General features: G+C 29.3%; 9 protein-coding genes. 1 reads left to right on the forward strand and 8 read right to left on the reverse strand.

The window, feature by feature from the left end; all coding sequences use genetic code 11:
* Nucleotides 1-2: 2 nt before the first annotated feature.
* The 3 genes from J1C67_RS18790 to J1C67_RS18800 all read right to left on the reverse strand — a co-directional run bounded on the left by J1C67_RS18790 (nucleotide 3) and on the right by J1C67_RS18800 (nucleotide 4,967).
* Entirely contained in the window at nucleotides 3-2,204 is a 2,202-nt protein-coding gene (locus J1C67_RS18790) for a YhgE/Pip domain-containing protein (RefSeq protein ID WP_244980259.1), read from the reverse strand.
* Nucleotides 2,205-2,574: 370 nt separating this feature from the next.
* Nucleotides 2,575-4,698: a ferrous iron transport protein B gene (feoB, locus tag J1C67_RS18795; protein ID WP_167867402.1), complete on the reverse strand. Its 2,124-nt coding sequence runs from the start codon at nucleotides 4,696-4,698 to the stop codon at nucleotides 2,575-2,577.
* A gap of 29 nt (nucleotides 4,699-4,727) precedes the next feature.
* A complete protein-coding gene (locus J1C67_RS18800) occupies nucleotides 4,728-4,967 on the reverse strand; it encodes a FeoA family protein (protein WP_089973518.1) in 240 nt (79 codons plus the stop codon).
* A 276-nt stretch (nucleotides 4,968-5,243) separates the two neighbouring features.
* Here J1C67_RS18800 and J1C67_RS18805 point away from each other — a divergent pair, with 276 nt between their 5' ends.
* Nucleotides 5,244-6,920 carry a GxGYxYP domain-containing protein gene (locus J1C67_RS18805; protein ID WP_167867403.1) on the forward strand — a complete coding sequence of 559 codons (1,677 nt, stop codon included), beginning with the start codon at nucleotides 5,244-5,246 and terminating at the stop codon, nucleotides 6,918-6,920.
* A 128-nt stretch (nucleotides 6,921-7,048) separates the two neighbouring features.
* Here the strand turns inward: J1C67_RS18805 and J1C67_RS18810 are convergent, their stop codons facing one another.
* The 5 genes from J1C67_RS18810 to J1C67_RS18830 all read right to left on the reverse strand — a co-directional run bounded on the left by J1C67_RS18810 (nucleotide 7,049) and on the right by J1C67_RS18830 (nucleotide 13,021).
* On the reverse strand, nucleotides 7,049-7,648 hold the full coding sequence (locus tag J1C67_RS18810) for an AlbA family DNA-binding domain-containing protein (protein ID WP_167867404.1): 600 nt from the start codon (nucleotides 7,646-7,648) through the stop codon (nucleotides 7,049-7,051).
* Nucleotides 7,649-8,137: 489 nt separating this feature from the next.
* On the reverse strand, nucleotides 8,138-9,205 hold the full coding sequence (locus tag J1C67_RS18815) for a PTS sugar transporter subunit IIC (RefSeq protein ID WP_167867405.1): 1,068 nt from the start codon (nucleotides 9,203-9,205) through the stop codon (nucleotides 8,138-8,140).
* Nucleotides 9,206-9,223: 18 nt separating this feature from the next.
* A complete protein-coding gene (locus J1C67_RS18820; RefSeq protein WP_089973383.1) occupies nucleotides 9,224-10,165 on the reverse strand; it encodes a 2-dehydropantoate 2-reductase in 942 nt (313 codons plus the stop codon).
* 581 nt (nucleotides 10,166-10,746) lie between these two features.
* A complete protein-coding gene (locus J1C67_RS18825) occupies nucleotides 10,747-11,421 on the reverse strand; it encodes a response regulator (RefSeq protein WP_089973380.1) in 675 nt (224 codons plus the stop codon).
* Nucleotides 11,414-13,021: an ATP-binding protein gene (locus tag J1C67_RS18830; RefSeq protein WP_167867406.1), complete on the reverse strand. Its 1,608-nt coding sequence runs from the start codon at nucleotides 13,019-13,021 to the stop codon at nucleotides 11,414-11,416. The genes J1C67_RS18825 and J1C67_RS18830 overlap by 8 nt, the downstream gene beginning before the upstream one ends.
* Between the last annotated feature and the right edge of the window lie 60 nt (nucleotides 13,022-13,081).

A 13,081-nucleotide genomic window follows, 5' to 3' on the forward strand; every position in this document is an offset into this window, starting at 1 on the left:
AATTATTCGCCTATACCTGATTGATGGAATTTCTTTTCAAACACTTTTACAATACTATGCAGACGTGGTTTAAAAATAAAACCTAATATAATATATAATGCACAGAATAATAATAACATTACTATATCTAAAACAACGCTACTGCTTAAAGGACCTGCAATAGCCTCTCTAAATCCTCCTACTGAGTAGGTAAATGGAAATAGTGGTTGTAATATTCTAAATATAAGTGGATCTAACTGTATAGGGTAACTACCGCCACAACCCGCTAATTGTATAATCATAAATACTATATTAATAGCTTTACCTACATTTCCAACTAAAGATACATTTGTGAATATTATGATTGAAAATGTTATAGATGATAATATTGAGAATATCACCATTAAGAATGGATTAACTGAATACACTTTAAGTAAAAATATATTTCCTAAAGCTATTATTATCCCCTGTATTATACCTAAAGTTACGAAGATAAGCATTTTCCCAAAATACTTATTTCTTATTGTGAGATTCTCCGTACCTTTAAATTTTGGTGCTTCAGTTTTTAATACTGACGTTAAAATTAAACCACCAACCCAAAGGGCTAGTACTGAATATACTGGTGTCATTGCAGAGCCGTAGTTTGGAACAGAATAGACTTTAACCTCTTTTATATTAAATGGATTTGATATAAATTCACCCATTAAATCCGGATTACTTTGAAGTATTGCAAATATGGTATTTAAATCATTATCATTTATTTTTGATAATTGATTACCCAAATATTTTATTTCATCTTTATACTGTTTTAACTGTTCTAAAAGATCTCCAGAAACCTTCGTTGTAAGCTGGCTTCCATCTGTAGCTGAAGTTATTAAAGTATTAACTCCTTCAACTGCCCCATTTGAACTTTTTAAAAGTTGTGATGCATCCTTTGTTGCATTTGTTAAGTAAGAAGCTATTTCATTTAAAGCGGGCATTGTATTATTTTCAAACTGATTTGTTGTCTTTGTTATGTCTTCTGATATTTTCTGCAAATCACTCTTTAATTGTTTCATAACCTCATCATTATCTTTTTTCCCATTTAAATAATCATTTGAAATTGATGTTACTAAAGAAGCGCGATCATTTAAATTGCTTTGTAATAACTTTAAACTAACTATAGTTTGAGATATTGCTTCATTTGTATTTACCTTATTAATAGCTTCAAGGTATTGTATACTAGAATTTATATTATCATTTATAAGATTTATATTGTTATTTACAGTATTTAATTGATTGTTTACTTCCGTTGTGTTTTCATTGTTATTTATTGTATCTAAAATAGCTGTTATTTTATCAATGCTTATCTTCATCTCCGTTAAATTTTGTTTCAAAGTTTTAAAAGATGTATTTAAGCTATCATTAGTTGTTTTTATTAAATTTTCTGTATTTTGAGTTGTTGTTTGTCCTATTGCTATACCACCTGTTAAAGCTGGCATTGTATCTTTAACCACTTTTAAATAAGTGTTTAAATTACCAGAGTTCGCATTTACATTCTCTAAAACAGCTACTATAGTATCCATATCGCTTCCTGCTGTTATAATTGAATTTTTAAGTTTTATTATATCATCACGATTTTTATTTATATCCTCTTTATATCCTTTAACCTTTTGGAAAGCTTTTTTATTAACAGTTGATATAAAATTCGAAGTAATTTGATCTATTAAAGTTCCCTCTGCTACTCCTGCTATTTTTCCTGCTACAGGGTTTGCCTTCGTGTCAACCTTATAAATTATCTGGGCTTTTTTACTCTTATCGGTTACTATACTAGTCAAATCTTCCGAAAAACTTTCTGGTATTTCTATGGTTGCAAAATAAGTTCCATCAACAATTCCCATATCTGCATCTTCCCTAGAAACAAATTTCCAACCTATATTTTTATTGCTTTTAAGTTCCTCTACTACTTCCCCTCCTACATTTATATTTTCTCCCACCATATTAGCGCCCTTATCATTATTTATTACCGCTATTGGCATAGTGCTTGTATTTCCATAAGGATCCCAGCAAGCTTTTATATTAACCCAGGCATATAAAGCTGGTATAACACATATTCCAAAAACAATAATTAGTGCTACTGGATTTTTAAAAATGCTTTTTAAATCTCTCTTAAATACGATCATTAGCTTTTTCATATTATTTACTTTACCTCTACCTTTCTTTCTTAATTTTCTTTTAGCTTGCATAACAGTAGTATAATTTACCTCTATCCATTGTACCATATTTATTTGAATTTTTGGGTTTTTTTAACTTTAGATATATCCATTATAAGAATATATAAATGGTATGTTACCTAGTGAACGATTTATAAAGTAAGTGTAATATATTAAAAACAAGTGAATATTACTACTTTCAAAAGGAAAAGATAATATTTGAAGAGGAGTGATTATTAATGTTTAAAGGTAATAGTAAAGAAAAAAACAAACAAAATGTTAATGTTGGCACTAAAAGAACAGAGAATAGTGAACATCAAGAAAAAGTTACAAATAGCAAAAAGAATTAATACATAAAAAAGGCACTTTGGAAAATTTAATCCAAAGTGCTTTTTTGTTATAGCTATATAAATCTCCATATTTGAGTTACAACAAAACAAGTTACCACACCACATATTGTTGGTATTATGAATGCTAAAAATGTCCACTTAAAGCTCTTTGTTTCTTTCTTTATGGTTATTAAAGTTGTTGCGCAAGGATAGTGCATTAAGCTTAACAACATAACGTTTATAGCTGTTAATAACGTCCACCCATTTGCAATTAATAACTCTCTAAGCTGAATTCCACTATCTAGTTCTAACATTGTTGATGATCTTAAATAACTCATTATTATTATAGGCAATACTATTTCATTTGCTGGTAGCCCTAATATAAATGCCATTAATATATATCCATCTACTCCTATTAAATTAGCAAATGGATTTAAAAATTCTGCACAAGTACATAATAAAGAATTATTTCCTACAGAAATATTTGCAAATATCCAAATAACTATTCCAGCTGGTGCTGCAACTACAAGTGCCCTTCCTAATACATATAATGTTCTATCTAAAATTGATCTTACTAAAACTTTTCCAATTTGTGGCCTTCTATATGGAGGTAATTCTAAAACAAAATTAGAAGGCATCCCCTTCAAAAAGGTTTTAGATAATATTTTAGATACTAAGAGTGTCATAAACACACCTAAAACTATTATAGCTGTTACACTTGCTGCAGCTATAATATTTCCAGAAACACTTCCTATACCTCCAACTGTTGCTCCAATAAATATTGTGGCAATTGTAATTAATGTTGGAAATCTACCATTACACGGCATAAAATTATTTGTTATTATTGCCATTAATCTCTCTCTAGGTGAGTTTATTATCCTACAACCAATTACACCTACAGCATTACACCCAAGGCCCATACACATTGTTAGTGCTTGTTTTCCACATGAACAACATCTTTTAAAACACTTATCTAAGTTGAATGCTATTCTTGGTAAATATCCTAAATCTTCTAATAATGTAAACATAGGAAAAAAAATCGCCATTGGTGGTAACATAACCGACGTTACCCAAGCTATTGTTGTGTACATTCCATCTATTAATACACCCGTTAACCAGCTTGGTGCAGCAATATAGATAAAGAATTCTCTTAATTTAATCTCTATTGCTGCAAACATCCTAGATAAAATTTCTGAGGGAATATTTGCAAGGGTTATTGTTATCCATAATATTACTCCTAAAAGCAAAATCATTATTGGGATTCCAGTTAATTTAGATGTCAATATTTTATCTATTCTTTGATCCCTTAATGTATATTGTTCAGGCGCACATACAACCTTTTTACAAATCTCTTCAGATTTTTTAATAATTGTTCCTACTATTATATCACTTATAGAACCTTCACCTAGCTCTTCTTTAACCTTTTCTCTTATATTGTGTATTTCAAAAACTATGTCTTCTGTTATTTTAAATCTTTTAATTAGAGACTCACATAAAACCCTGTCGCCTTCTATTAATCTTAGTGCTAGCCACCGCTTCTTTTTATCACTTATTTCTATAGTCAACAAATCACTTATTTTTGTAATTGCATCTTCTATTTCTTTATTATATTGAACTTTAAATCCTTGCTGATTTTTTTCTTTTACTATTTTGGATATTTCTTCTTTAAATTGTTCAATTCCAACACCTTGTCTAGCTGCAGCTTTAACAACTTTACATTTTAATTCTTTTTCTAATTCTTCAAAGTTAATTTCTATACCTTTTTTCTCAGATTCATCAATAAGGTTCACACACAACATAGCGTTATCAGATATTTCCAAAACCTGAAGAAACAAATTTAAATTTCTTTCTAATGAAGTAGCATCTGCTATTACTGCAATTGCATCATATTCTGAAAAGCATATATAATCTCTTGCGATTTCCTCTTCTTCAGAATTTGATAATAAAGAATAGGTTCCTGGTAAATCAACTACTTTATATCCACATTCTCTATATCCATATACACCTTCTGCATTAGCTACTGTTTTACCCGGCCAATTACCAGTATGCTGATTTAACCCAGTTAATTCATTAAACACTGTACTCTTTCCTACATTTGGATTTCCAGCTAATCCTATTGTATAATTAATATCCTTAATGCTAATTTTCTTTACTTTAGACATAATATTTAAGCCTGTAGAACTCTTTGTTAACCCCATTATCCTGCCCCTTTCTTAATAAGCTTTATTTAGCAATTTGTTACTTGAATAAATCTTGCTTCATCTTCCCTTATTGCAATTACAGTACCTCTAATTAAATAAGCTGTTGGGTCTCCTAATGGACTTGCATATAAAGGTCTGATTTCAGTTCCATTTATTATTCCTAAATCAAGGAATCTTCTTCTTAGCTCTCCATCTACTATTAAAGCTGTAACCTTCGCAGTATCATTCAATTTAATTGAATTAAGTGTTCTATTTGCTCTTATCATCGTTGCCCCTTACCCCTTTACAAAAGGTTTTTCTTTTTGTAAGAAATTGTTATTATTTATACTAATAAGATATGATACTTATTTTAATAAGTTCTAAATTAACACAAAAAGTAAACGCATTTCATTTGAAATGCGTTTAGGGAATCCCTAACTTCCCACTAAAATTATTTTTATTTACTATTTTCCTCAATTAACAATTACTCCAATGAATAAACTACAGTTCTTTAACTAATCATAATAAATGTTGGACAATAATTATATGCGAGGTATGTAACTATGAAAAAATCTATTAAAATCTGCTCATTTATACTTTTAACACTATTATATTCTTTTTCCCCCATTCTATCTTATTCAGAAACTCTTTCAGATACAAATCTTATGAAAAAGCCTTCTAATTGTAATGTTTACTCATCATTCTTTAAAGATCATATATTAGATATCAATGATTCATATATTAAAAATTCTATAATTCCAAAACATCTATATGTTATCTCAGAAAATGGTATGAGTAATGAAGAAAAAACCATGATATCTACCCTTCAAGGTTTAGTCGCAACTAAATCGGATGATCAGATTTATATACTTAGTTCTAATGAACCTGACTACCAAATTTGGCTTAAAGATTTAAATGATAGTCATAATGTTAAATATACAAATATTCAAGATCCTTGGCAATTATTAAGTAAATTTAAAAACTATATAAATGGATATATATTATATAGTAACTTAAAAGGTCCATCTATAAATAATGCTTGCTCTCTTGCGAGCTTAGAAGATTCAATAGTAATTGAAGAATCCTTAGAATCTAAAATTAAAAGTGCTGGAGTAAGCAATTTAATTAAAGATTGTAGAGATACAGATAAATATTGGGCATATAATAATCTTTGGAACTTGGGCCTAAATCATTCTACTGTTATAGAACTATCTCCTAGTAAATATATAGCTTTAAGAGATTATTCAATAATGTCAAAATCTCTAATATTTTATGAAGATGATGTAAATGATAATTCTTTAAGAGATACTATATTTAAATCTATGGATAACACTTCACGTTGTTTGGGTTGGGGGCCTGATGAACATACTAATGTGAATATAGCTTCAAAATTTGGAGTAGATGTAATTGCTTCTGATTGGTCTTATAATTTATCTGTGTTAAGTTCCTATCCACTAGCTACACATAATCAAAAATCTAATAATAAAATCCCTAAAGAAGATGGTGTTCATTATATAACATTTATTATGTCTGATGGTGATAATCAACAATGGTTTCTTGGAAGTAACTACAGTTCAAAAAGCTGGTACGGTTCCCAAAGTAGAGGCAATTTCAATTTAGGTTGGTCTATAAGTCCATCACTTTATTACTTAGCCCCTACAGTTTTTAGTAAATACTATGAAAGTGCTAGTTCTCCAAAACACAATGATAATTATGTAGTTCCGCCCTCTGGAAATGGTTATATGTATCCTAGTAAATTTCCTATAAATAAGCTAGGTACTTATACCAAAAGATTAAATGAGTATATGAAAAAAGTTGATCAAAAGAATGTACTAATACTTGATGATGAAGCTTTCTACAGAAAAGATCTATGGGATAACTATACTTGTCACTCTAATATAAATGGTCTTTTTTATCTTAACTATGAAAAAAATAGTACCTATGATGGAAAAATAATTTGGTCAAATAATAAGCCTATAGTATCTTGTCGTGATTTGCTTTGGGAAGGTCTAGAAAATGAGGCGCAACTAATTAATAATGTTAATAATAGGATTAATTTAGGCTATACAGATATTAAAAGTGCTGATTCATATACTTTTGTTTACGTTCATGTATGGAGTAAAACTATGGATAATGTTCAATATGTAGTAACTAAATTAAATGAAAATTCTAAAGTAAGAATTGTTACACCTGATACCTTTATGAAATTAATTCAAAAAAACATAACTCCTACTATATAAAAGGTATCCTTCGTAAATGACAATCAAAAAAACTATGCTGCATTGAGAAGATAATTTCTGTACTGAACAGGCGTAATCTTCTCTAAATTCCATTGATAATGTCAATGTCAAGCCAGAATTACTATTCCTTACAGGTGAATAAGCATTGATAAAATAATTCCAATTATTCCACAGGCTATCCATTCAATAATTTTTCTACTTAGTTTGTTTTGGCTTCTGTATCGTTGTATAGTATCTTCTAATGTAATTGTAAGCTGTGAAATTTGCTGAGCCATTTCACCAACAGTATCTTTAATTTCATCTTTGGTAACTGCATTTAACTGTTTTCTCTTTATTTCTTCTGTTACCATGATTTCTTCAGAATTGTTAATTCTTTTAAATACGCCTAAACTAGATGAAATTATTTTCTGATTTTTTTCTATAGAAATAATCGCCAGTACCTTTTTATCTATTTCAATAAATTCTATTGAAACAATAGGACATGGTATCAATTTCTCTTTAGATTTATTAAAGGTATCCATTACATCATCTTTTTTACAACCAACGATTTTGCCCTTATTATTTACCCCTAAAATCAATTTGCCACCTGATGCATTTGCAAAAGATGAGATAATCTTACCTAATAAATTTGGACCACCACTATGATGCCTAAATTCTATTCTATCATTATCTCCTTGACTAATAAGATTAACTATTTCCTCTTTTAAATTATTATCTTTATTTGACAAAAGTTACACCCCATCTTTATATTATCGTTCTCAATATCTATTAGCATATTGGGAATTTAGTTATTCATAGTAACAAAAACCGTTCCAGCTTTTAGAATGGCTCTCCAAATATAATTTTATTATACAAAAGCATTACTTATATGCCTATTATATCATACGATAATCCTTTTACTCTAATTATTGGCTTCTAATGAATCGTATTAAATATTTGTGGGAATAACAATTAAACCATCTCTATTTTCACTTTATATTCTATCCCATAATCTATTTTTGTTAAACAAAAAAAACTGTAATAAAATTTTTACCTCTATTACAGTTCAATTCTTAAAATTATTCTATTTTCACCTAGAAATATACTCCTCTACCATAGGTTATTGCCCTAAAGGCTTGTGACCGCATGCCAAAAGAGGCTTGCAGACGTTGCTAATTGGTAGAAAACTATTGCTCTTAGGTTCTAATTCTAGAAACTCTATTTTTTAATTCTCTATTTTATCCAAGATATATAAAAACTTCTTCTTTTTTATATAACTTTAATACTTTTTCAAATAATATTAATGATATTATTGCTACTACTGTAGGAATAATAAACCATATACATACTGCAGCAAATACATTTAATCCTGCATCAATAGATGCTAATGGTCCAACTAACCCAACCAATCCGAAGCCGGCTGAAGAAGGTGTTCCCATAACATTAAACATGGCAACTGGTATAGCAGATATTGCAGAAGTAAATAAAATAGGTACTAAGATAATTGGATAACGGAATAAGTTTGGCATCATCATCTTCATTGCACCTAATCCCACTGCCATTGTAACACCTGACTTGTTTACTTTCCAAGAGTGAACAACTAATACTATAGTTGTTGCAGCAACTCCTACAGCAGCAGAACCTGCTGATATACCATTTAATTGAATAGCCATACCAATAGCAACTGTTGATATTGGTGAAATAATTAATACAGCAAATGAACAAGCTATCAAAATACTCATTACTACAGGTTGCAAATTGGTAAATGAATTAATTCCAGTACCAATCATAGCTGTTAAACCTTTTACATGAGGAAGCATAAGTAGCCCTATTAATCCTGAACCACCACCGATAACTATAGGTGAAAGTATTATACTTACTGATCCAAACTTCTCTCCAATTAATAATACTAAAATAACTGCTACTGATGCAGTAAGCATAGTATTTATTATATCACCTGTTCCAGCACTAACATACGCTCCCATTGCATTATTTACCATATTTTGCATTTGTGGATTAAAGGTAGTAACGCCAGAACCTACAAAAGCAGCTCCTGCAACAACAGCCATTTTCATTGGATTAAATCCAAACTGTAATGCAATAAGCGCTCCAATTAATAATGGAGTAGCTAATTGAAACATATAAACAGTACGAGTTAACATTACTACAATATCTGTTTGTTCAAATAACTTTAAAATGGATGCTAAAACAGCATTTGGAATAAGACCTACAATTATTCCCAGCGCTGTTCCGGCTAGGACTTTGTTAATAAAATCTTTAATGGTAATTTTATTATTATTCGACATCTTCAAATTTCTCCTTTATTATTGTGCTATTAAAATCTCTTCTTTTGCATGAACTAATTCAGTTAAAAGCTGACAATAAGGTGTTTGAATATTATATTTTGCACCCTTTTTACATACAGCCCCGTTAATATAATCTATTTCTGTTAATCTATTGTTTTTTATTAAATCTTGGTGCATCGATGGATGGTGTTTACCTACTCCATTTGGATTAAATGTAGATTTAACATGATTTACAATTTCTTCACTATCAAGATTAATACCTTCTTTTGCAGCTACCGCAGCAAACTCATTAATAATTGTTCTAATAATTTTATCAGTTACACTTGTTGCTCCAAAACTAGCAATATTTGCATCTAAAATAGTGCATGTTCCATTTAAAGTACCATTTACACAAGCTTTTCTCCATATAGAATACATTACATTTTCACTATATATTCCATTTAATCCAGCCTCATTAAGTACCTTTACAACTTCTAATGCAGCTTCTTTTCCACCGGGATATACATTTTGAAGTTCAACTTCTCCATTTCCAAAAAGTTTTACTTCGCCAGGTCCTATTAATCCAGCTGTCCACATAGTGTTTCCAAGTAATATATTTTCTTTATCAACGTACTTTTCAACAGTATCTTCATGACCTAATCCATTTAATAAACATAATACTTTAGTGTCTTTTGATAATATTGGTTTAATTGATTGTAACATATCATCTAATTGCATAGCTTTTGTAAATAATATTACAGTATCAATAACTCCTTTATACCCTTCCATTTCACTTGGGAAAAATGCTGGTATTTTTTCAACCACATCTTCACCATTATAATTTACTCTTAATCCTGATTTATTAATTGCATTAACATGATCAGCCCACTTATCAAGTAGTATAACCTCATTACCTGCTTTATGTAACATAAGTCCGAATCTGCTTCCCATAGCTCCTGCTCCAGCTATTGCTATCCTCATTCATATCACTCCTTTTTATTTATATAATTATAATATCATTATAATATCATTTATAATATCATGTTTTTTTCGCAAAAACCATTCTATTAAAAGCTAAAATTGTCGTTTTTTGCTTATTGTTATTGTTTTAACTTAGCTTTTCTAGAATTATCTACATAAATGTATTTAAATATTACTTTTATTATTTTCTAAAATCTAATACGTTATACATAAATTTTTTCATATAACTCCTAAATAAAATAAATCTGTACTTTTTATAATATCACTTAGATTTTAATGTGCATTCTTACTAACCTTCTTATCCAATCGGAATCAGCTATTTAAGTCCTCGCAATATAAAAACAGCAAAAAATCAAAGTAAAAAAGTTTTTTTTGATTTATATTAATAAAATTTCAAATAAAAAAACTGCAATAAAGTTTTTATCTCTATTACAGTTCAAGTCTTAAAATTATTTTATTTTCAATAATGCCTGTAAAATTTTTCCTTACATATGAAGTATTTTATGTGGATGAAATGGATATCTTGTTATTACACTTCCCCATAAATGCCTCCTAATTTTCTAATAATTTACCTAATCAATTTAATTTTTTCTATACTTATACTGGGGTCTACCTACTTTCCCATATTCTATTAACTTTTCTATTTTTTTATCCTTATCCATGTATTCTAAATATCTTCTAACTGTTACTCTTGCTATTCCTAGTTTTTCTGACAGATCTTCTGCAGTAAAATATTTATAATCACTTTTTTCTACTTCATCCCATATTGACTTATAAGTATATTTATTTAGTCCTTTTGTATAACTTTCTTCATCCTGTGAACTGTTTGTATTTATAATTAATCTATCCAATTCATCTTGTTCTATAACCTTACTTTTTTTAAATTTATAGTGCCTCTCTTTAAATTGGTGAAGTGCTTCTTTTAATCTTTCAAAACTAAATGGTTTTATAAGATAATCCAGCGCTCCATATCTAAAAGCCTCTTGTACTCTTTCTATTGTTTTATCTGCAGTAATTAAAATTACATCTACTTCAATTTCTTCACTTCTAAGCCACTTTAAAAAATCAATACCATTTTCCTTAGGTAGAAAAACATCCAGTAAAATTAAATCAGGTTTTTTTATTAATAAAAATTCTTTAGCATCAGTAAGATTAGAAACGGATTTATACAAATTGAACCCATCAACTTTTTTTAAAAACTTAGAATTTATTTCTCTTACCATAGGATCATCCTCAATAATCATTACTTCAATCAAATTTTTCACCCCTTATCATAGGTATAGTTATACTCCAAAGAACACCTTTATCCACCTTAAATTCTATTGTTCCCTTAGCCTCATCTATTATTTTCTTTACAATATACATCCCATGACCTCGTTGCCCATCTTTTGTTGAGAATCCTTGATTATAAATTTTATCCCAATACTCCTTTGGAATTCCAGGTCCATTATCTTTAACTTTTATATACAGCATTTCTTCTTTTTCAATTATTTTTATGTATATTTCTCCAGTACCATCATTTTTAACTTCATCTAAAGAATTTTCTATCAAATTTCCTACTAATGATCCTATTTCCTCTGAAGTTATGTACTCAGGTAACTTTATTAATTTTGAATCTTCATCTATTTTTAATTTAACTCTACATTCCTCAGCCTTATTATACTTTGAAAGCAATATTGCTGATAAAGAAATATCTTTTATATTTTCAGTTAATATACGGCTTATGTTATTTCTTATCTTAGCCACATCTGATATAAATTGAAGAGCTTCTTTATATTCTTCAAGCTGAATAAGTCCTGCAATAGTATGAAGCTTATTCATAAATTCATGATTCTGTGCCCTTAATGACCATGCCATTTTTTTTATACCTGTAAGCTCTTCTGCCATTCTGGTCACCTCTGTTTTATCTCTAAAGCTAGAAATGGCTCCTACAACCTTCCCTCTATTCATTATAGGAATTCTATTAGTCATTATTATAGTATTATTTATCCTCTGCTCTTTTTCAAATTCAGATTCCCCTGTTTCTAATACATTAATCATACGGGTATTAGGAATAACCTCTTCTATGTTCTGCCCTATAATATGCTCTTTATTAACATTATTTTCAAAGTGTAATATATTTAAGGCCGAATCATTTATAAGAGTAATTCTACCGCTATTATCAACAGCTACTAACCCTTCATGAATAGCATCAAGAATTCCCATCTTTTCATTATAAAGCTTTGTTATTTCCTCAGGCTCAAGTCCTAGCAAAGTGTTCTTTATGTTATTTGCTAATAAAAATGCCCCTATTATACCTGCCGTCAATCCACCAAGCGCAATTAAAATTATATATAAAATGGCTGTATGCTTGGCGGTTTCAACACTGTGGGTAAGTGTACCTACAGAAACAAACCCTATCTCTCTCTTATTTTCTGCATCATATATTGGAGTAAAAGCTCTCAAGGATTTTCCAAGAGTCCCCGTAGCCTCTGAAATATAGGTTTCTCCTCTTTGAGCTACTCTATACTCATCTCCCCCCTCAAAATTTTTCCCTATCATTTCAGGGTTTGGATGAGAATATCTAACGCCCTCCATGTCCGCTACAATTATATATTCAACCTGTTCTAAATTCTTAAGTTGCATATTAACATAAGGTCCAATCTGACCGCTCGGATCCTTAGCCTCCAACTCATCTACTATTTCTCTAGAATGTGCTACCATAGCCGCTACATTCATAATATTAGTTCTAGCCTTGCTTTCAATATTTCCAGTCATCCATGAGGCGACAAAAAAAATTATTATAGATATAGAAACAAACACTACTGTGATAATCAATAATGTAAGCTTTGTTTGCAACTTCATTGCTTTTTTCATATTTATCACCTTAACCTTAATATATCCCAATTTAATTTTTATAATTAAAAACCTTTAAAA

This window comes from Clostridium gasigenes (assembly GCF_017348895.1).
Classification (GTDB): Bacteria; Bacillota; Clostridia; order Clostridiales; family Clostridiaceae; genus Clostridium; species Clostridium gasigenes.